Genomic DNA, 18,958 nt, shown 5'->3' on the forward strand with positions numbered 1-18,958 from the left:
GTAAATTACTCAGCAGGAGCTGCCTCAACAGCTGCACCACCTTCTTCTTCTTTCTTAGCTTTCTCCAACAACGCAGCAATAACGCGTTTGGCAGGAGATTGCAACAGACCGATAACTTCGCCAATGAGCTCGTTCTTGGTCTTGATCTTCGTCAGGTTCACCAGTTGCTCGTCGCCGCTGTAGATCTCGTCAGCCACAAATGCAGCTTTCAGCACAGGTTTCTCCAGTTTCGCATTCTCCTTACGGAAAGTAGAAATGATCACTGCAGGCTCCTTAGGACTGTCAGAGAACATCAGCGCAGTAACACCATGCAACGCATCGTAGATACCAGCGTATTTCTCGTTATCCAGAGACTCCAGTGCCTTGCGGATCAAAGTGTTCTTAGCCACTTTCATCTCCACATTCTTATCGAAACACACCCGGCGCAAATGGTTGATCTGCGCTACAGACAATGACTCTGTATTGGTGATATAGAAGTTGTTATATTGTGTGAACTTGCTTTTCAGCAGTTCAATCACTTCATTTTTTTGATCTTTGTTCATAGCTTTTGCTTTTGGTATTGATGCTGCCTGTAAATCACCCTCTCCATTCGGAACCGATGCCTACACAATGGACCGTATCAATTAGTTTTGAACAGATTTAGTGTCTACAACGATACCAGGGCTCATAGTGCTCGCCATGGATAAACCTCTCAGGTAAATGCCCTTTGCAGTAGCAGGCTTCAGCTTAATGATCGCATTGATCAGCTCCTGGGAGTTCTGCTCCAGTTTCTCAGGCGCAAAAGATATACGCCCGATAGAAGCGTGAATAATACCAGCCTTGTCTACTTTAAAGGTGATCTTACCGCCTTTTACCTCGTTCACAGCAGCTGCTACATCGTTAGTAACAGTACCGGTCTTAGGGTTAGGCATCAGGTTACGGGGACCCAGGATCTTACCGAGCTTACCAATCTTAGGCATCACTGCCGGAGTAGCTACGATCACATCCACATCAGTCCAGCCACCTTCGATCTTCTGGATAAACTCATCCAAACCTACAAAGTCAGCACCCGCGTTCTTAGCATCGTTCTCTTTCTCAGGCGTACAAAGCACCAGTACGCGCTTTGTCTTACCAGTACCGTGGGGAAGCGTTACAGAACCACGGATAGCTTGGTCAGCCTTCTTGGGATCTACGCCCAAACGGATATGCAAATCGACAGAACTGTCGAATTTAGTGCAATTGATATCTTTAACAAGCGCAGAAGCTTCTTTCAGGGTGTACACTTTATTCTTGTCCACCTTTGCTTCAGCCGCTTTTCTGTTCTTAGTTGCCATTAGTCAGTTTTTTAAAAGTTTACCTGCTTGCAGGGTGACAATTAGTTTTCCCAGGGAGCTTTACCCTCTACAGTGATACCCATGCTGCGAGCTGTACCAGCTACCATTCTCATAGCGCTATCCAGCTTGAAACAGTTCAGGTCAGGCATCTTGTCTTTAGCAATTGCCTCCACCTGTTCCCAGGTCACTTTACCTACCTTGTTACGGTTAGGCTCCTTAGAACCACCTTGCAATTTGGCTGCTTCCAGCAACTGAACCGGAGCGGGCGGCGTCTTAATTACGAAATCAAAAGACTTGTCAGTGTAAACAGTCAGCAATACAGGCAATACTTTACCCACTTTATCCTGGGTACGGGCATTGAACTGCTTGCAAAACTCCATGATGTTCACACCCTTGGAACCCAAAGCGGGACCAATCGGAGGTGCAGGGTTGGCCTGGCCGCCTTTTACCTGCAATTTCACGTACGTTGCGATCTCTTTTGCCATGTTTTTTTATTTAATTTGGTGAAAACGTCCCCGCAAACCGAGGACTCCCAAACACTAAAAGGTCTGAAATAACCTTTTAAAGGGGATGCAAAGGTATATAATAATATTAAGTTCACAAAAAGAAAAACGATTTGGGCATTCTTTTTGCTGATCTCTCCTATTTTTTCCGTTTTTTTTACAATTCTATAGCAATTCCGCCACCACCACCCAACACAGCCATATCACTCTCCAACACACAACTTTCCCTCCCCCCGGTTTGTTCTCTATTACACACCAAAAACCTGTAATTATGAAACGTCTGTCCGTAATAACCTGCCTGCTTGCAGGACTTCTCCTCTCCTTCCTCCCCTCAAAAGCCCAAAACGATCAGCAAAACAACGAAAAAGCCTGGACCGCCTACATGACACCTGGCCCCATTCATAAAATGATCGCCGCCGCCGACGGAGAATGGGACTTCGAAATGACAGCCTGGATGCAACCAGGCGCCCCTCCCTCCAAAAGCAAAGGCACCGCCGTCAATAAAATGATCCTCGGCGGCCGCTACCAGGAAACCCACAACAAAGCCCAGTTCATGAACATGCCCTACGAAGGGATCGGCATGCTGGCCTACGATAATGCTAAAAAAGTATTCCAAAGCACCTACATGGACAATATGGGTACCGGTATCATGAACATGGAAGGTACCTGGGACGAAACCTCCAAATCCATCGAATTCAAAGGCATATCCGTAGACCCCTCCACCGGCAAAGATCTCCGCATGCGCGAAGTCTTCCGCCTCGTCGACAACGACCACCAAACCATGGAAATGTACTGCGATATCAATGGCCAGGAAATGAAAATGATGGAGATCCAATTCACCCGGAAGAAAAAATAACACTCCCGCTCCGCACCCACCATCCAAAGCAAAAGAACGGCTGCCCACGAAAAGGACAGCCGTTCTCTTAATATTATAAAGCTATTGACTAGCTCAATTTCTCTACCTGCATGAAGTTCAGCTCTACCGGAGTAGCACGGCCGAAGATCTTCACCGTCACCTTCAACTTCTTCTTATCCTCTATCACCTCTTCTATCACCCCGTTAAAGTCGTTGAACGGTCCGTCAATGATCTTGATCGTCTCACCCACGATGAAAGGCTCACTCATCGTCATACCCTGATCACTCAACTCGTCCACCTTACCCAACATCTTATTCACCTCTGCCTTCCGCAAAGCGATCGGTTTATCCTTACCCAGGAAGTGAATAACACCCGATACGTTACGGATAGACTGGATCACCTCATCGGTCATTTTACCATCTATCGCCTCGATCATCACATAACCAGGATAAAAGTTCTTTTCCCGCATCACCTTCTTACCCGCTTGCACCTTGTACACCTTCTCTACCGGCAGAAACACCTGGGTGATTACATTTCCCCAATCGGAGCGGCGTACCTCAATATCCAGGTACTCCTTCACCTTTTTTTCCTTTCCACTTACCACCCGTAGCACATACCATTTCGTTTCCTGGGCAGGCGCAGTGTTATTGGCTGCATCCATATATTAAAATAATTTATAGTATTGTGTTAGTACAGTATTGGAAAGAGCGTCCATGCCCCAAACTAGTAAAGTAATGATGATAGTGGCGATCAGTACTATCATAGTGGAAGACTGGAGTTCCTTCCAGGTAGGCCAGGACACCTTATGTACCAGTTCATGATAGGATTCCTGGAAGTAAGTTCTGATACTCATGAGTAAACAAATTAACTGTGAATCAGATGTTATTAAACGGCTAAAAGGTTGAATTGTTTACTGATTTGATGACCATACAACAATTCAACCATTTACCTATATGTTTTATCTGGCACGGGCAACAGGATTCGAACCCGTATCAACGGTTTTGGAGACCGCTATTCTACCATTGAACTATGCCCGTAGAATATTTTTCTGACCCTCTCACAGCAGAACCGGTTGTATTCGCTGCTTTAGAGAACAAAGTACCTGGATAAAACTCCAGGTACTTTGTAAAGATATTAAACTTACCTCGTAGTTCCCTTCTTTAAAGGGCGAGATGGCTTATTTCAGGATTTCAGTTACCTGACCAGCACCTACGGTACGGCCACCTTCGCGGATAGCGAATTTCAGACCTTTTTCCATAGCGATCGGAGCGATCAGTTTAACAGTCAGACCGATGTTATCACCAGGCATAACCATTTCAACACCAGCTGGCAGTTCCACCTCACCAGTTACATCCGTAGTACGGAAGTAGAACTGAGGACGGTATTTCTGGAAGAATGGCGTGTGACGACCACCTTCATCTTTGCTCAGTACATACACCTCACATTTGAATTCAGTGTGCGGAGTGATAGTACCTGGCTGACAGATAACCATACCACGACGGATCTGAGTTTTCTCAATACCACGGAGCAGCAAACCAGCGTTGTCACCAGCTTCACCTTCATCCAGCAGTTTTTTGAACATCTCAACACCAGTACAAGTGGATTTCAGCGGCTCAGGGATCAGACCTACGATCTCAACGTTCTCACCCACTTTGATACGACCACGCTCGATACGACCGGTTGCAACAGTACCACGACCTGTGATAGAGAATACGTCCTCTACAGACATCAGGAACGGTTGATCAACTGGACGCGGAGGCAGCGGAATGTAAGAGTCAACTGCATCCATCAGTTCGTCGATAGCACCAACCCATTTCTCATCACCAGCCAGCGCACCTGTCGCAGAACCTTTGATGATGGGCACATTATCACCGTCAAAGCCGTTCTTAGACAGCAGATCACGGATTTCGATTTCTACCAGTTCCAGCAGTTCAGGATCGTCTACCAGGTCAACTTTGTTCATGAAAACAACGATACGAGGTACACCTACCTGGCGAGCCAGCAGAATGTGTTCTCTTGTTTGTGGCATCGGACCATCTGTAGCAGCAACCACCAGGATAGCACCATCCATCTGAGCAGCACCGGTAATCATGTTCTTCACATAGTCAGCGTGGCCTGGACAGTCAACGTGTGCATAGTGACGGTTAGCTGTCTGATACTCAACGTGTGCTGTATTGATAGTGATACCTCTTTCTTTTTCTTCAGGAGCCGCATCGATCTCATCATAACCTCTCTTCTCAGCCAAGCCCTTGTTTGCCAAAATGGTAGTAATGGCAGCAGTCAAGGTAGTTTTACCGTGGTCCACGTGACCAATGGTACCAATGTTTACGTGGGGTTTATCCCGCTTAAAGGTTTCTTTTGCCATTTTATTTTCTTTTTAGATGGTTTGTAAAGATTGTATTGATAGTTGTTTAAAAACCGTTTTACAAACTGGAGCAGTTGATGAGAATTGAACCCATGACCTCCCGGCCACACACCGGAATGCTCTGCCACTGAGCTACAACGCTTAGTTTAAACTTCGAATCCGAAGCCCGGAGCTGGAATGTCGAAATCCGAAGTCCGAAACTTGAATAGAGCTGTTGATGAGAATTGAACTCACGACCTCTTCCTTACCAAGGAAGTGCTCTACCCCTGAGCTACAACAGCATTTCTAAAGACCGCAGCATATAGCACAAAAGACTATCGCCAAAAATTTACATAACTAAAGTCAATCCAGACAAGACACCAGATTATTTAGCTACGCAATGAGCGGGAGACGAGGTTCGAACCCGCGACCTACAGCTTGGAAGGCTGTCGCTCTACCAACTGAGCTACTCCCGCATATCAATGAAAACGTATACAAAGAACAATTCCCACTTCTATTCAACAAGTAAGTTCCGCCTTAAACAAAAGCGGAACTTTACCGTTTGAAGTGGGCAGGATAGGATTCGAACCTATGAAGTCGAAAGACAGCGGATTTACAGTCCGCCCCATTTGGCCACTCTGGAACCTGCCCATTTTTAAAACTCTCCATTCCAAAACCCCTTCCGTCTACTCGCCAGCGATCACCGCCAGCTCATTTCACATCGTGGATTTTTCAAAGAGCCAGCAGAGGGATTCGAACCCCCGACCCACTGATTACAAATCAGTAGCTCTGGCCAACTGAGCTATGCTGGCATAACATGCTTTTAATCAGTTGTATGTGTATTAAAAGGAAGCGCAAAATTAAACGGTTTAAATTAATTTCAAAATGTTTTTTTAAACGCTTCGATACAACCCTTAAAAGTAATTATCGATTAGGCTAAAACGCCCTACAGTAAAGAACTTTACTACCTTCGCCGATCCCTTTTGAATTCGGGATGGCAAAGGTAGCAAAGAGATATTTAATTCCAAAATATTTTTGAAAAATTACTGAAATTTTTTCTCCTTCTGCTTCTTGATCTGGGCTACAAGAGAATCAAAAGCTAAGTCGAACGACTCCTCGAAGGATTTAGATTCATGCTTTACAAAGAGGTCTTGGCGGGGTACTCGGACTTTTATCTCGGCTATCTTGTCCTTAATTTGATGCGCTATATTATCCAACTTTAAAAAAACATCTACGCTTACAATACGATCATAAAAAGTGTTTAATTTCTGGATCTTCTTGTTCACATGGTCGATCAGTTTTGAATCAGCATCAAAATGCACAGTTTGAATTTGAACGTTCATAGCACTTGAAATTTTAATATTTAACAATCTAAACTCTGTTCGGGTAAGCATTGCTACATAGGCACTCTGTTTTAATAGTTAAGTAAAGAACTTTCATCACTAATTTAAAAAACTTTACGTTCTTTTACGTAACGATTATTTAATGTTTTGTTAAACCATCCATACTCCCCCTCTCCCTCCCAAGAGCTCGCCCATATTACACAATTTCGACTCCCTCTACCCAATTGTCAAACCTGGAGAAAATAACACCAGATGACCTCCCCTCCTCCTCCACCTCTCCTATATCATTCCTATAACATTCGTATAGCATTCGTATAATCATCCTATAAGCAACCCTCATTACTCATCTTTTCACTTTCCTCCATATCCGCTACCAGCACAGCTTTCAGAAAACACCACTCCCACTGCCAGCAGCACCCCGCCCGCTCAAACTGATGGTATATTACCGAACCGTATGTAAATGGGAAACTTACGCCTTCGGATGCGCCTTCCGAAACACATCCTTCAGCTGCTCAATAGAATTATGCGTATACACCTGCGTAGCCGCTAGACTCGAATGACCCAACAACTCCTTCACCGCATTCAAATCCGCCCCGTTATTCATCAAATGTGTCGCAAACGTATGCCGCAACACATGCGGACTCTTCGCCGCAATCGTCGTCAACTGATGCACACTCAGATAATGCCGCACCAACTCATACACATACCGCGGCGCCAACGCACGCCCCGTCCGCGGATGCACCAACAATACACCCGTATCCGGCGCCTCCAGCTCCTGCCGCTTCCGCTGCATATAAGCCGACATCCGCCCATACAACTCCCCACTGATCGGTATCAACCGCTCCTTATTCCCCTTCCCCAATACCTTGATCGTCAGATTACCCGCATCAATATGCCGCTCCTGCAACCCGATCAGCTCAGATCGCCGCACCCCCGTATGATACAAAATGTCAAACACCAGGTAATGCGTCATCCCCGCCAGATCAGCCGTAAAAATCACCGAAGCCTCCTGCCCCTTCCGCAAACTACGGTTCTCCTGCACCGCCTCCATCCCCTTGTCATCAATAAACCCCGGCAACCGACGACTCAACTTAGGCGCCACAATACGGGTCATCGGCGTCTGACGCACATGACCCTGCTTTACCGCATACCGGAAAAACGATTTTAAAGACGATAACTTCCGGTGAATACTCTTCGGACTCACCTCCGCCTGCATCAACGCAGCCAGCCACGAACGCACCATCAAATGCGTAATATCGCCCAGGGATAACTCACCATATGTAGTAATCAGGAAATCAGAAAACTGACGTAGGTCATTTTCATAAGCAGTCACCGTGTGCGCCGAGTAGCGCTTCTCCAAACGGATATAGGTAAGAAAAGACTGCCCTAACGGGTACAAAACTTCGTTCAACACAAAAAAATTGATGATCATAAAGTTACACAAATAACTTTATGATCATCAAATATTTTGAAGTTGACTTATTCCTATAAAGGCCTACAGTTCAATTTTACCACTAGCAATCTGCTGACGGTAAACAGCTTTCAGCACTTTTGTACGATGCTTGATAGAAGGCTTAGTAAATGACTGGCGCTCTCTCAATTGCATCAGGATACGCGCTTTCTCGAATTTCTTCTTGTATTTCTTAAGCGCCTTGTCAATATTTTCGCAATCTTTAGAATCGATAATCAACATAATTTTTGCTCCATTTTTAAGGATGGCAAAGATACGGACTGTATTTCAAAAAAACAAAAGCATTCCAATCTTTCCTCCAAAGATTCCAGCAAATATACCGGCAATAACCAGATTATCAGTAGCTTACCCCGCCCGCCCGTTCCTCACATCCCCTCTGCCTCCATTTAAATATCACCCCAGCCCCCCTTTCCCCATCCTACTGCCCGGTCCTCCAGCATGGAGATGCAAGCGTTCATTAAAGCATCTTTCGCCTTTAACCACCCCCACTGTCCGGTTCACCTCCCCGTTTGCCTGACTAAAGGCCCCCGTCATTGCCCCCACTCCCCCCTCCCCATACTTTTGCGGCGTATTCGATGCTTCACCCAATTAAACATCCAATTAAAACCATTATCACATGCACACTTTCAAACCACTTACCGCCGCACTCTTTATCAGCCTCGGCCTCGGCGCTTGTAAAAAAGAAGATACACCGCCGCCCGCACCGGTAGACTACCACCAAAACGCCCCGACAAAATTTGTCGATGTCAATGGCTCCAAACATGCCTACCGCGAACTGGGCGCTTCATCCGGTACCCCCGTCCTCATGGTCGCCCCCCTCGGCAGCAACATGGACGACTGGGACCCGGCTATCACCAATGGCCTCGCACAACAATATAAAGTGATCCTCTTCGACATACAGGGCGTAGGCGCCTCCACCGGTACCACCCCTAACAATATCGCCGATATGGCCAAAGATGTCACCGGGTTCATCAAAGCCCTGGGCATCCCCAAAGTAAACCTCCTGGGCTTCTCCCTCGGTAGCTTCATCTCCCAGCAGATCGCCCTCACCGAACCAGCCCTCGTCAACAAGATCATCCTCACCGGTACCGGCCCCAAAGGTGCTACCGGATTGTCCAACCTGCCAGCACTTCTCGCCGCAGGCGCCAACCTCAGCGCAGAAGACAACTTCCTCCGTTTCGGCTTCACCAAGTCCGAACAAAGCATCCAAGCGGGTAAAGCTTCCTGGCTACGGGTGCAACAACGAACGCAAAACCGCGATGCCGCCATCACCAACGAAAGCTTTAGCGCCGCCGTTCAAGCTGTACTGGGCTGGGCACAACCCAACCCCGATGCACTCAATGAACTCAAAACCGTCAAACAACCCGTACTCATCGCACAGGGTAAAGAAGATCTACCCGTACCAGTACAAAACGCCGTTAATATGTCGCAAAACTTTCCCAACGCCACATTGATCGTCTACCCGGATGCTGCCCATGCCGCTCTATTCCAGCATACAGACGACTTTGTCAAACGTACATCGGCATTCCTCGCACAGTAGACCACTACACACAACCACCACTAACGCCCGGAAAGCTACCGCTACCGGGCGTTTTGCAATCCACTCACCCCTGCTTTCCCCCGCCCGCTGTCCGGCCCAACGCCCCGTTGGCGTGCCGGAAGTGCCTCGTCATTACCCCCACTCCTCCCTTCCCTTCCCCGCACCTTAACAATTATCCCTAAATTAGCAGGTATGTTTACAGGAATAGTAGAATCACTGGGAGAAGTGATCACCACCAGGAAAGAGGGCACCAACCTCGTCATCAGCGTCCAGTCCTCACTGGCGCCGGAATTGAAAATAGACCAAAGCGTGGCACACAACGGTGTCTGCCTCACGGTTACCGCTATACAGGAAAATAGCTACGAGATCGTTGCCGTAGCAGAGACCTTACAGAAGACCAACCTCGGCCAGCTGGCCCCGGGTCAGAAAGTAAACCTCGAAAGGGCAATGGCTTTCAACGGCCGCATAGACGGACACCTCGTACAAGGCCACGTCGACAGCGTAGGTGAATGCATCAGCAAAACCGCCCAGGATGGCAGCTGGCTCTACCGCTTCCGCTTCCCCACCGCTTTCGCCGCTCTCGTCGTAGAAAAAGGCTCCCTCTGCGTCAATGGCGTCAGCCTCACCGTATTCGATGTCACCCACAACGAATGCTCCGTCGCCATCATTCCATACACCTACCAGCACACCAACCTGTCCGCCATAAGCGCCGGCAGCACCGTGAACCTGGAATTTGATATACTGGGCAAATACGTACAACGACAACTACAAGTAACCGCCCTCCACCCTGCCTGAGCAGGGCATCGCTGACCGTTTCCTTCCCCCCCGGCAGGGAGGGAGGGAAACGGTCCACCCGAATCACTAAATAGTACGCTTATGCTCCTTCGCCTACAACTGATATGGCTTATCATGCTTATAACATCGTCCGTTGCCACGCGGGCACAACAACCCGTACCCACCAACATCCGGGTAGTATACGACAGCACCGCCCTCCCCGAACTGTATGACCAGTTATCCGTAGGCCTGGAGATCACCTTCAGCGATGGCAGCATCAAAAAAACAGAAGGATTGCTCAAAGGCAACTACCGCTGGAGCCGCCTGCACATCACCAGCAGCAGTGGCAAATTAGAAAATGGCTTCCTTACCCTCGATCGCCGCCAGCTGGCACAACAACAATACCAGCTATCGCTCAGCGTCACCTTTCCCAATACCGACACCCCACTCAGCACTACCTTACAACTCCCTCGCCTCGAACGCATACGGTTCAACCATTATGCCGACAGCCTCAAAAGGAATGTGCATTTCTATCTCAATGTAGAAGGGGTCTTCAGCAGTGGCAAGATACTACCGCTGGATACCGCCGCCGTGCGTTTCCAAAGCTCTACCGGTCACCTCATCGGACAAGATCTCCTCCTCGAAAAAGAAGATACCGTCACCCGCATGATCTCCCTCAAAGCGATCAGCCGCACCGATCCGGCCATCAGCGCATCATCCGTCATACCAGTCAAACAACTACCAGACGACGAATCCCAGATTAAAAATGTACAGGATGTAATGCCCGCAGGCAGGAATAATAAACGTAACCGTAACAGACCCTGATCATCAGATCAGCATACGTGATTTCAACTCCAGGTATTTGTTGATCAGGTCCAATGTAAGATGCTCAGGAGTGGTCAATAAAGATAGAATACCATATTTGGAAAGCTCCCGTACAAAGAGCTTTTTCTCATAAGCGAATTTCTGCGCAATCACCTGCTTGTACACCTCTTCCACACCTCTCGCAGTATCCTGCGTCACTTTCTTCAGTTCCGTATTTTCAAAAAAGATCACCAGTACCAAATGATATTTCGATAACTGACGCAGATAAGACAACTGCCGCTGTAAACCCGTCATCGACTCAAAGTTGGTAAAGAAGATCAGCAGCGAACGTTGCGAGATCTTATTACGTAAAGTCACGCCTAACGTTTCATAATCACTCTCCTGCCAGGAAGTGGTCTGCCCATACAACATCTCCAGTACCTTACTCAGCTGCACCTTCTTGTTACTGGCCGCCAGTATTTCAGCCGTCTGCGCCGACAACGTCACCAGCCCGGCCTTATCCCCTTTCTGCAACGCAACATTACTGAATACCAAGGTAGAATTGATCGCATAATCCAGCAACGAGATACCGTCAAAAGGCATCTTCATCGTACGCCCCTTGTCGATCACACAGTACACCTGCTGTGCCTTCTCCTCCACATAGTTATTCACCATCAACGTACCCCGGCGTGCCGTCGCCTTCCAGTTCAACATACGTACATCATCCCCACGGTTATACTCGCGGATATGGTCAAACTCCATACTGTGCCCCACTACTCTCCGCTTATGCACACCCAGCTCATTCAACCGGTTCATAGCAGAGAATAACTCATAATGACGCAACTGCAGATATGCAGGGTATACCTTCACCGTCACCGCTTCACCACCGGCAATATACCGGCGCACTAACCCCAACGGACTGGTCAGGAAAATATTCATGACACCAAAATCATACGCTCCCCGCTCCAACGGACGCAACATATACGTCAACGTACGCACTTCCCCAGGTTGCAGTAAGGCCGTCAACCGGAAATTACGGGCCTGGAACTGAAACGGTAACTCATCCAGCAACTCCACCTGCACCGGAAAACGGTAACCATGATCCAATACGATCTTTACCTCGTTCTCATCCCCATGGCTGAAACGCTGTCCTACCTGCCGCTCCGCCTTCAAAGGATGCTCCGGTGTACCATACAGTAATACCAGGTCCACCAGCACCACTACCCCGAAAAGACCCGTAGCGATCAGCGCGATCACATACAACGCCGGCCAGAAAAAAGAACTGATAAACAGCAACACCAGCACACCCAGCGACAAATAAAGCCGGGTACTGAAGAATAACGCTTTGTAAAACCGTTGGATCATGTCAGCTGATTAAAAGGTAAATTATCGCGGTACTTCTACCGATTTGATGATCTGTGCAATCACTTCATCTGTACTGATACCTTCCATCTCACGCTCCGGTGTCAGCATAATACGATGCCGCAGCACATGCGGCAATATCGCTACAATATCATCAGGTGTTACAAAGTCGCGGTTGTTCATGGCAGCTGTCGCCTTCGCACAGTTCATCACGGCAATCGATGCACGTGGCGAAGCGCCCAAGTACAACGATGCATTCGCACGGGTCTCCTGTACCAACGCAGCGATGTAATGCATCAGGCGCTCTTCTACATGCACCGTACGCACGATCGCCTGGTACGACTGTATATCAGCAGCCGTCACCACCCGGTCTATCAGCTCGGTCATATCCCGTACTCCCTGGTGCTGATGCATCGCCTGCAACATAGCCACCTCTTCCGGTTGCGTCGGGTACTTTACCTCTATCTTAAACAGGAAACGATCTAGCTGCGCCTCCGGCAAACGATAAGTCCCCTCTTGCTCTATCGGGTTCTGCGTAGCGATCACCATAAAAGGTGCAGGCAATATATAAGATACCCCATCATTGGTCACCTGCCTTTCCTCCATCACCTCAAACAATGCAGCCTGCGTTTTCGCAGGCGCACGGTTGATCTCATCTATCAGGACCATATTGCTGAAAACAGGCCCTTTCTTGTATTCAAAATCACGACTCTGCGGATTGAAAACGGACGTACCCAACACATCCGCCGGCATGATATCCGGCGTGAACTGTATCCTGGAAAAACCAGCGTCCACACAACGGGATAATAACTTCGCCGTCAAGGTCTTGGCCACCCCGGGTACCCCCTCTATCAATACATGTCCCTGCGTCAGCAATCCCGTGATCAACAGATCCACCATCTGATGCTGCCCTACTATCACCTTGCCGATCTGCTCACGTATCGCAGCCACCGCCGCATGAAGGCCCGAAAGATCGGACTTAGGTTGAAAGAAATTCCCTTCCATTATTTCGTGTTTAGATAAAACTGATTGATCACTTTATAAAAGTCCATCAGGTAAGTATCACTCACCTGTTCCGACAACTGTATGTCATGTATACAATCCACAATATGCCGCACCGCCGCCTCTTCCATACCCGACTTCCGCGCCAGTGTAGTCGCAAATACCAGGTCCAGCTGCTGGGTGTTCAGATAAAAACGGCTACGCACATACTCCAGCCAATGCGCGATCATCTTCTGCGCCAGGTTTTTATTGTCATGCTGCTGATAATACAACTGCCCCAACGTATCTACAAACTCCAATGAATGGTTGGCCAGCACCGGACGCTCCGGGATGATACGCTGCCGCCGCTTGCTCTCAAAAAGCACATACAACACCAATAATAACAACGCCAGCCACAACGCCCACCGCATCGCCGGATACCGCATCAGCACCTGCCACTCACTGAAATCATCCGATTGTTTCGTGTATTGGTACTTGTAATATTCATCCCAATACAACCGGTACCCTTCCTTCGCATACGCTACCTCCCGCTCCAGCGACCGGATATTCTTCGGCTGCACCAGGAAATAGTTCGTCAGCGAAGCAGGGTTCAGCAACAACAACACACTACCGTTGCCATAATGAATGCGCACAAAGTTCACCCGCTGGTTTTGCTGCCGCCCCAATATGGTAGTATTCGCCGAATCCAGTTTCGTAAAGTAACTGCCACCCGCCAGCCTCGATGCTGCAAATGCAGTATCAGGCGCAAAGTTCGGGTTCACAAAATGCTGCGTATTGCCGCCTGCATCGGTGTCCGCCACCTCAAATCCCAACCGATCTGCCAGCAATGAATCCGGCTGACGCACCGCCATAAAAAGCTGGTTACCCTTCTGCACAAATTCCAGCATACGTTTAATATCCCGCTCCGACGCATATAATTTGTCAGCCACCAACATATACACAATATCGTCCGACTGCCGGATGTCTGCATCCCGGTCCATCGTACGTGCAAATGGTTTAGTAACGACCTTGGGAGTACTACCGTAGAATAAAGAAGGCAGGTACTTATAAAGTACATAGGTACCCCCGGGCTTCTTATCTTTATAGCCATAACCCAGCCGGCTCAGGTCCAGGTACTTCGCCTCCTGCTGCGCAGCCTGCCCGCCGGCGATCAACAGCAGGATCACAAAAAGACCCACCACAATACCTATGAAGATGATCACCTTTTTCACGCTGTATAACCTAATTCGTTTTTAAATGCCCGGAACTGTCCGTATACCTGCTTAAATTGCTCATCATTCAGCAGCATCTCCCCATACCAGATATATTCATAATCCAGCGTGATCCCCGCAAATGAACTATACCACTGCGTTTTATACAATGCCCGCAGATAGTCGGCATTCGTTTTATCCTTGGTAATGGCAATCAGCTGCTTGGACTCCAGGATACGTAAAGCCTGCAGGTATAACAAACGTACTGCCAGCCGGTACTGACCGGCTGCCACAGCTGCCTGTATCTTCTGCTCATAAGCGCCGGCAACGGTGATCTCCTCCTCTTCCTGGCCAGGCAGCTCTTCCGTTATCTTTTTACTATGTCTCCGGAATACCCCCTGATGCCGCAGAAAATAGAACAGTATGGCCAGCAATCCCAACACCACCAGTATGATGATAAGGTCACTCACAGATAGCAGGTAATGGATAATATGCATCAGTATTTCCGCCGCCCAGTTACGGGTCTGCTTAGGCACCTTATCCTGGTAATTAAAACGCTTATCCCCCTGTATCTCCTTCACTATAGAAGAATCTACAGAACGGATCATAGGCCGGTTCAGCAGCCACCAGTCAGAAGATGTATCCGTACTCAAAGGCATCTCCGCATCCCATAAATGATGAGGCGGCGGCGTAGCCACCGTATCTTCCGCTTCCGCAGCTTCGGTAGCAGACAAGTCCTCCTCTTCTACACCGGCATTTCCGGAAAACAGCTCCGCACTATCCACCGTAATCGACGGCGTAGCCCCAGACTGTGCCCTGGCAGATACAAACATACCTGCCAATGCCGCTACCAGTATCCATAGTTTTATCTGTGCTGTTAATTGCATGGATCTTCTTTTAATGCGCCCGCCGGCCTCGTGCCGGTTTAACCACCTTACCAGCCGCATCCAGTTGATAACCCCGGCGATGCAGGTATATAGGATAGAGCATAAAATATCCGACGATAAACGAGAAAGACAATAACAATATACTCACACTCAACACCAACGGCATCGTAGTATGCCGCGTCACAAAACCCTCCAGAAAAGCCGCTGCAATAAATACCGGCACCAATGCTACGATGATCTTCATCCCGTCCTTCGCTGCCGCCTTCAAAGCATCCACCCGCTTACGCGTACCCGGAAAAAGCAACCCGTTGGCCATGATCAGACCCGCACAACCCGCAATCACAATAGCCGATATCTCCAGCGTACCGTGTATCCAGATCACCAGCACCGACTTCATACCCAACCCCTTCGCAAAGAAATAATACTGGAAAGATCCCAGCATGATCCCATTCTGCAACAACAACCACAACGTACCCGCACCAAAAGTAATACCACTCACAAAACACATCATCGCCACCCGGATATTGTTATACCCGATAAACAGGAACATAGTCCATTCATTCTCTCCTTTATACACACCAAAAGGATCCCCATTGGTAATATTCTGCTCCGTCATACTCACATACTCATCCCCCAGCACCCCACGCACAAACGTCTCATCATGGGCCGCTGAAAAAGCACCAATGATACAGAACAACAAAAAGTAAATGAAAGTGAATAAAAGCTGACGATGATACTTACGGAATAATAAAGGCAACTCATACCGGAAAAAAGTACGCAACCGGCCTTCTTCCGTCTTACGGTTACGATAGATATGCTGATAGATAGCAGCCGCCATCCCATTAATATAACGGGTCACCTTACTGTAACTGTAAAAAGTCTTTGCATATGCGAGGTCGTCCAGTAAGCTGGTAAAACGTTCCGCCATGACATCAGGATCCTCTGCCTGCTCCTGCTGGTAATGCTGCCAGCGAGGTAAGTTCTTTTTAATAAACGATGATTCTCTCATTGGGCTGGCTTACTCGGGTAATGATACAAACTTACTAAATCAGTCCACATTAATAAGTACATTAGTATGTAAATTTGGGCAATGAGCACCATCCAGCTAAAAATACCTACTGCCTTTAATATAGACCTGGAATTCGAAGCTGCCAACGTAGGACAGCGCCTGTTGGCCTGGCTGATAGACCTGGCAGTACGGCTGCTCTACCTGTTCCTCACCCTGATCTCATTATCCGCTGCCGGGTTGCCCGCCACCTTGTATAGCGTAGTATTGTTTCTACTGGTGATACTACCACTCAGCTTTTATTTCATTATTGCAGAGATCAGCATGCATGGACAAACACCCGGCAAACGCGCCCTGGGCATTACCGTAGTAAGCCTCTCCGGCAATCAACCGACCTTCAGTCAACACCTGCTCCGCTGGGTATTCCGCCTCGTTGAAACCCCCTTCCTGCTATTTGGGATACCCACACTGATCTCCATGGTACGATCCTCCTATCACCAGCGTATCGGGGATATCGTAGCCGGTACCATCGTTGTCAACACCCGCAACAAAAACAGCATCAACGATACCATCTTCCGCGATATGTCGCAGATCGACTATCAACCCCACTTCCCACAAATACTCAAATTATCCGACAAAGACCTCAATAAGGTAAAAGAGCTACTCGACAAAGCCATCCTGTCGGGCAACAACGAACTGGCATATCGTGTTGCCACCCGCGTACGTGAAGTACTGCATATCGAAACAGATATGGAACCAATGGTATTCCTGGAAACAGTATTGAACGATTACAACTACTACACTACAAAAAACTAGGCTATTACCGCTTTCCCACCGTCGTCTTCGTCCACTCATCATGCCAGGGCGCAAAACCCAGACCGGAAAATACTTCAAACGGAATCAACCGGATCACCGCCCGTAAGAAAGTATCCTTCCACGTGAGAGGCTGTCCATCCAGCCGGTATACCCTCGTACCCGTGATGATCTTACCAATAGTACGCCCGGTCAATCCCTCGAATACCGTAAAGTAACCGATAAGGATAACATACGATATAAACAGGTACAATACCTGGCTGTCGTCCACCGGCTCTCCTTTCGACATTTTTACAAAAACAAGCGCAAACGCAACGGCAAAAAAGATGACATACACACATATCGTGTCAATCAACAAATTCGCGAAACGAATCCCCTTTCCTACCGGTTCAATAATTACTTCATGCTGCAGATCATCCAGCAAATCCTTTTTGGGCGCGGCATATTCATTTACATCCATGATAAGGGAAATTAATAGCTATACAGTACAAAAAAGCGCTGACCCGATTGCCTCGGATCAGCGCACGTCATGCAAATATCAATTATTTTAAGTCATCACCAATACTATTTATCTGGTCTCTGAAAGACGCATTAGGGTTACCAACAGGTCCCTGGTACACAATAGTACGGTCAAAAGCCATTATCGGCAGGAAGATAAAACCCAGGAAAATAAGCCCCAGCGTAAATCCAATGTCTTTGCCAAAACTTTTGCTCAACAGATTGGTAGCCCAGATACCGAATACAATGTTCAGATAAGGAATACACAACAATATCAACCACCACCAGGGCTTACCGATGATCTTGGTGAGTATGTACGCATTGTAAATAGGGATAATGGCTGCCCAGCCTGGTTGCCCTGCCTTTTCAAATACTTTCCAGTAACAGAACAGATAAAAAGCAAGCAATACAAGGATAACGATCAGGAATACGCCTCCAAAAAGTACCCCGAATACTGATGATGAATCTTCCATAAGAATTAATTAAAGTGATAGTGATAGTTTATAGATTAAGAGATATTTAATGCTAGCTACGCTACACGCTCTTATCCACGTTATATTCACCTGACTCGGTCATTTGAGGAAAAAACAACCCTTTAAAGATATATATTTTTTAATTTATTTCGGAACCGATAGCAGATATCTGATCCCGCAATGCAGCAGTATCAGGATCTCCTGCCGGCCCCTGGTAATGCACACTCCTGTCAAACGCCAACATCGGCATAAAAACAAAAGGTAACAGTAACATCCCTACGGTAAAGCCCTCGCTCTTACCAAAACTCCTGCTCAACAAATTAGTCGCCCAGATCGCAAAAACAATGTTCACTATCGGGATCAGCATCAACAATAACCACCACCAGGGTTTACCTATAATCCTCAATAACACCAGCGTCGCATAAACAGGTACCAGCGACGCCCAGCCCGGTTGCTCAGCCTTGGTATATATCCTCCAGGGACAAACTACAAACATCAATACAAGTACGAATACAAAAAAGAACAGCCACGTGGCCAACATAGTGATATAGATTGTTAAGTACCTGCAAAGATAATGTAATTTATAATATGTAAAGTACAGTATATCTACTTAAATGAGTACTACCGTCCTTCTACGCATTATTCACATGTATCCACACGAAATCAACATTTTTATGTGGAAAAATAGACACCTCCGCACACAATCCCTCTCAAACCCGCTACCAATAAGCATGTCATATATCCAGCTGCTTGTCCCACAACAAGTTCCGACACCCGAT

Annotated in this window: 22 protein-coding genes and 5 tRNA genes; 5 read left to right on the forward strand and 22 right to left on the reverse strand. The window is 47.7% G+C overall.

All coding sequences use genetic code 11. The features are described from left to right. Positions 1-5 precede the first annotated feature (5 nt). The 3 genes from rplJ to rplK form a co-directional block, all read right to left on the reverse strand. Positions 6-542: a 50S ribosomal protein L10 gene (gene rplJ / locus KTO58_RS18145; RefSeq protein WP_095838014.1), complete on the reverse strand. Its 537-nt coding sequence runs from the start codon at positions 540-542 to the stop codon at positions 6-8. Between the two features lie 81 nt (positions 543-623). Next, on the reverse strand, positions 624-1,313 hold the full coding sequence (rplA, locus tag KTO58_RS18150; protein WP_095838013.1) for a 50S ribosomal protein L1: 690 nt from the start codon (positions 1,311-1,313) through the stop codon (positions 624-626). A gap of 41 nt (positions 1,314-1,354) precedes the next feature. Next, the gene (gene rplK / locus KTO58_RS18155; RefSeq protein ID WP_095838012.1) at positions 1,355-1,798 is read right to left on the reverse strand and encodes a 50S ribosomal protein L11; all 444 of its coding nucleotides are present in this window, start codon (positions 1,796-1,798) and stop codon (positions 1,355-1,357) included. Positions 1,799-2,087: 289 nt separating this feature from the next. Here rplK and KTO58_RS18160 point away from each other — a divergent pair, with 289 nt between their 5' ends. After that, on the forward strand, positions 2,088-2,672 hold the full coding sequence (locus KTO58_RS18160) for a DUF1579 domain-containing protein (protein ID WP_095838011.1): 585 nt from the start codon (positions 2,088-2,090) through the stop codon (positions 2,670-2,672). An 88-nt stretch (positions 2,673-2,760) separates the two neighbouring features. Here KTO58_RS18160 and nusG read toward each other — a convergent pair whose 3' ends face one another. From nusG to rpsU, 11 genes are all read right to left on the reverse strand, one after another. Next, positions 2,761-3,333: a transcription termination/antitermination protein NusG gene (nusG, locus tag KTO58_RS18165; RefSeq protein ID WP_095838010.1), complete on the reverse strand. Its 573-nt coding sequence runs from the start codon at positions 3,331-3,333 to the stop codon at positions 2,761-2,763. A 3-nt stretch (positions 3,334-3,336) separates the two neighbouring features. Then, complete coding sequence (gene secE / locus KTO58_RS18170; protein ID WP_095838009.1) at positions 3,337-3,525, reverse strand: preprotein translocase subunit SecE; 189 nt, start codon at positions 3,523-3,525, stop codon at positions 3,337-3,339. A 110-nt stretch (positions 3,526-3,635) separates the two neighbouring features. Beyond that, positions 3,636-3,709, reverse strand: a tRNA-Trp gene (locus KTO58_RS18175). Between the two features lie 140 nt (positions 3,710-3,849). Continuing rightward, positions 3,850-5,037 (reverse strand): elongation factor Tu, encoded by a 1,188-nt coding sequence (tuf, locus tag KTO58_RS18180; RefSeq protein WP_095838008.1) that lies wholly within the window; start codon positions 5,035-5,037, stop codon positions 3,850-3,852. A 209-nt stretch (positions 5,038-5,246) separates the two neighbouring features. Beyond that, positions 5,247-5,318 (reverse strand) — tRNA-Thr (locus KTO58_RS18185). Between the two features lie 101 nt (positions 5,319-5,419). Next, positions 5,420-5,492 (reverse strand) — tRNA-Gly (locus KTO58_RS18190). A 92-nt stretch (positions 5,493-5,584) separates the two neighbouring features. Next, positions 5,585-5,667: transfer RNA gene (locus KTO58_RS18195), tRNA-Tyr, on the reverse strand. Between the two features lie 87 nt (positions 5,668-5,754). Next, positions 5,755-5,828: transfer RNA gene (locus KTO58_RS18200), tRNA-Thr, on the reverse strand. 231 nt (positions 5,829-6,059) lie between these two features. Then, the gene (gene hpf / locus KTO58_RS18205; protein ID WP_095841505.1) at positions 6,060-6,359 is read right to left on the reverse strand and encodes a ribosome hibernation-promoting factor, HPF/YfiA family; all 300 of its coding nucleotides are present in this window, start codon (positions 6,357-6,359) and stop codon (positions 6,060-6,062) included. A gap of 469 nt (positions 6,360-6,828) precedes the next feature. Continuing rightward, positions 6,829-7,791: a tyrosine-type recombinase/integrase gene (locus KTO58_RS18210; protein ID WP_225859815.1), complete on the reverse strand. Its 963-nt coding sequence runs from the start codon at positions 7,789-7,791 to the stop codon at positions 6,829-6,831. Between the two features lie 63 nt (positions 7,792-7,854). After that, positions 7,855-8,052 (reverse strand): 30S ribosomal protein S21, encoded by a 198-nt coding sequence (gene rpsU / locus KTO58_RS18215; protein ID WP_095838007.1) that lies wholly within the window; start codon positions 8,050-8,052, stop codon positions 7,855-7,857. Positions 8,053-8,446: 394 nt separating this feature from the next. Here rpsU and KTO58_RS18220 point away from each other — a divergent pair, with 394 nt between their 5' ends. From KTO58_RS18220 to KTO58_RS18230, 3 genes are all read left to right on the forward strand, one after another. After that, complete coding sequence (locus KTO58_RS18220) at positions 8,447-9,370, forward strand: alpha/beta fold hydrolase (protein WP_095838005.1); 924 nt, start codon at positions 8,447-8,449, stop codon at positions 9,368-9,370. A gap of 192 nt (positions 9,371-9,562) precedes the next feature. Then, the gene (locus tag KTO58_RS18225) at positions 9,563-10,165 is read left to right on the forward strand and encodes a riboflavin synthase (RefSeq protein WP_095838004.1); all 603 of its coding nucleotides are present in this window, start codon (positions 9,563-9,565) and stop codon (positions 10,163-10,165) included. Positions 10,166-10,246: 81 nt separating this feature from the next. Beyond that, complete coding sequence (locus KTO58_RS18230; protein ID WP_095838003.1) at positions 10,247-10,969, forward strand: hypothetical protein; 723 nt, start codon at positions 10,247-10,249, stop codon at positions 10,967-10,969. A 3-nt stretch (positions 10,970-10,972) separates the two neighbouring features. Here KTO58_RS18230 and KTO58_RS18235 read toward each other — a convergent pair whose 3' ends face one another. The 5 genes from KTO58_RS18235 to KTO58_RS18255 are packed head-to-tail and all read right to left on the reverse strand — an operon-like array spanning position 10,973 to position 16,398. Further along, positions 10,973-12,313, reverse strand: a complete 1,341-nt coding sequence (locus KTO58_RS18235; protein ID WP_095838002.1) for a DUF58 domain-containing protein — start codon at positions 12,311-12,313, stop codon at positions 10,973-10,975. Between the two features lie 21 nt (positions 12,314-12,334). Further along, positions 12,335-13,315, reverse strand: a complete 981-nt coding sequence (locus tag KTO58_RS18240) for an AAA family ATPase (protein ID WP_095838001.1) — start codon at positions 13,313-13,315, stop codon at positions 12,335-12,337. Further along, positions 13,315-14,523 (reverse strand): DUF4350 domain-containing protein, encoded by a 1,209-nt coding sequence (locus tag KTO58_RS18245; protein ID WP_157752868.1) that lies wholly within the window; start codon positions 14,521-14,523, stop codon positions 13,315-13,317. Before KTO58_RS18245 ends, KTO58_RS18240 begins: the two co-directional genes overlap by 1 nt. Then, the gene (locus KTO58_RS18250) at positions 14,520-15,389 is read right to left on the reverse strand and encodes a hypothetical protein (protein ID WP_095837999.1); all 870 of its coding nucleotides are present in this window, start codon (positions 15,387-15,389) and stop codon (positions 14,520-14,522) included. The genes KTO58_RS18245 and KTO58_RS18250 overlap by 4 nt, the downstream gene beginning before the upstream one ends. Positions 15,390-15,399: 10 nt before the next feature. Next, positions 15,400-16,398: a stage II sporulation protein M gene (locus KTO58_RS18255; RefSeq protein WP_095837998.1), complete on the reverse strand. Its 999-nt coding sequence runs from the start codon at positions 16,396-16,398 to the stop codon at positions 15,400-15,402. Positions 16,399-16,479: 81 nt separating this feature from the next. Here KTO58_RS18255 and KTO58_RS18260 point away from each other — a divergent pair, with 81 nt between their 5' ends. Continuing rightward, positions 16,480-17,211 carry an RDD family protein gene (locus tag KTO58_RS18260; protein WP_095837997.1) on the forward strand — a complete coding sequence of 244 codons (732 nt, stop codon included), beginning with the start codon at positions 16,480-16,482 and terminating at the stop codon, positions 17,209-17,211. Positions 17,212-17,215: 4 nt separating this feature from the next. Here KTO58_RS18260 and KTO58_RS18265 read toward each other — a convergent pair whose 3' ends face one another. The 3 genes from KTO58_RS18265 to KTO58_RS18275 form a co-directional block, all read right to left on the reverse strand. After that, complete coding sequence (locus KTO58_RS18265; RefSeq protein ID WP_225859816.1) at positions 17,216-17,668, reverse strand: RDD family protein; 453 nt, start codon at positions 17,666-17,668, stop codon at positions 17,216-17,218. Positions 17,669-17,750: 82 nt separating this feature from the next. Continuing rightward, positions 17,751-18,179 carry a DUF5684 domain-containing protein gene (locus KTO58_RS18270; RefSeq protein ID WP_095837995.1) on the reverse strand — a complete coding sequence of 143 codons (429 nt, stop codon included), beginning with the start codon at positions 18,177-18,179 and terminating at the stop codon, positions 17,751-17,753. Positions 18,180-18,318: 139 nt separating this feature from the next. Then, entirely contained in the window at positions 18,319-18,720 is a 402-nt protein-coding gene (locus KTO58_RS18275; RefSeq protein ID WP_095837994.1) for a DUF5684 domain-containing protein, read from the reverse strand. Between the last annotated feature and the right edge of the window lie 238 nt (positions 18,721-18,958).

Origin of the sequence: Chitinophaga pendula (assembly GCF_020386615.1) — a bacterium.
GTDB classification, from domain to species: Bacteria; Bacteroidota; Bacteroidia; order Chitinophagales; family Chitinophagaceae; genus Chitinophaga; species Chitinophaga pendula.

Excerpts from the sequence above, each read along its gene's own strand:
- rplJ (WP_095838014.1), bottom strand. The coding sequence starts at position 542 with ATGAACAAAGATCAAAAAAATGAAGTGATTGAACTGCTGAAAAGCAAG.
- rplA (WP_095838013.1), bottom strand. The coding sequence starts at position 1,313 with ATGGCAACTAAGAACAGAAAAGCGGCTGAAGCAAAGGTGGACAAGAAT.
- rplK (WP_095838012.1), bottom strand. The coding sequence starts at position 1,798 with ATGGCAAAAGAGATCGCAACGTACGTGAAATTGCAGGTAAAAGGCGGC.
- KTO58_RS18160 (WP_095838011.1), top strand. The coding sequence starts at position 2,088 with ATGAAACGTCTGTCCGTAATAACCTGCCTGCTTGCAGGACTTCTCCTC.
- nusG (WP_095838010.1), bottom strand. The coding sequence starts at position 3,333 with ATGGATGCAGCCAATAACACTGCGCCTGCCCAGGAAACGAAATGGTAT.
- secE (WP_095838009.1), bottom strand. The coding sequence starts at position 3,525 with ATGAGTATCAGAACTTACTTCCAGGAATCCTATCATGAACTGGTACAT.
- tuf (WP_095838008.1), bottom strand. The coding sequence starts at position 5,037 with ATGGCAAAAGAAACCTTTAAGCGGGATAAACCCCACGTAAACATTGGT.
- hpf (WP_095841505.1), bottom strand. The coding sequence starts at position 6,359 with ATGAACGTTCAAATTCAAACTGTGCATTTTGATGCTGATTCAAAACTG.
- KTO58_RS18210 (WP_225859815.1), bottom strand. The coding sequence starts at position 7,791 with ATGATCATCAATTTTTTTGTGTTGAACGAAGTTTTGTACCCGTTAGGG.
- rpsU (WP_095838007.1), bottom strand. The coding sequence starts at position 8,052 with ATGTTGATTATCGATTCTAAAGATTGCGAAAATATTGACAAGGCGCTT.
- KTO58_RS18220 (WP_095838005.1), top strand. The coding sequence starts at position 8,447 with ATGCACACTTTCAAACCACTTACCGCCGCACTCTTTATCAGCCTCGGC.
- KTO58_RS18225 (WP_095838004.1), top strand. The coding sequence starts at position 9,563 with ATGTTTACAGGAATAGTAGAATCACTGGGAGAAGTGATCACCACCAGG.
- KTO58_RS18230 (WP_095838003.1), top strand. The coding sequence starts at position 10,247 with ATGCTCCTTCGCCTACAACTGATATGGCTTATCATGCTTATAACATCG.
- KTO58_RS18235 (WP_095838002.1), bottom strand. The coding sequence starts at position 12,313 with ATGATCCAACGGTTTTACAAAGCGTTATTCTTCAGTACCCGGCTTTAT.
- KTO58_RS18240 (WP_095838001.1), bottom strand. The coding sequence starts at position 13,315 with ATGGAAGGGAATTTCTTTCAACCTAAGTCCGATCTTTCGGGCCTTCAT.
- KTO58_RS18250 (WP_095837999.1), bottom strand. The coding sequence starts at position 15,389 with ATGCAATTAACAGCACAGATAAAACTATGGATACTGGTAGCGGCATTG.
- KTO58_RS18255 (WP_095837998.1), bottom strand. The coding sequence starts at position 16,398 with ATGAGAGAATCATCGTTTATTAAAAAGAACTTACCTCGCTGGCAGCAT.
- KTO58_RS18260 (WP_095837997.1), top strand. The coding sequence starts at position 16,480 with ATGAGCACCATCCAGCTAAAAATACCTACTGCCTTTAATATAGACCTG.
- KTO58_RS18265 (WP_225859816.1), bottom strand. The coding sequence starts at position 17,668 with ATGGATGTAAATGAATATGCCGCGCCCAAAAAGGATTTGCTGGATGAT.
- KTO58_RS18270 (WP_095837995.1), bottom strand. The coding sequence starts at position 18,179 with ATGGAAGATTCATCATCAGTATTCGGGGTACTTTTTGGAGGCGTATTC.
- KTO58_RS18275 (WP_095837994.1), bottom strand. The coding sequence starts at position 18,720 with ATGTTGGCCACGTGGCTGTTCTTTTTTGTATTCGTACTTGTATTGATG.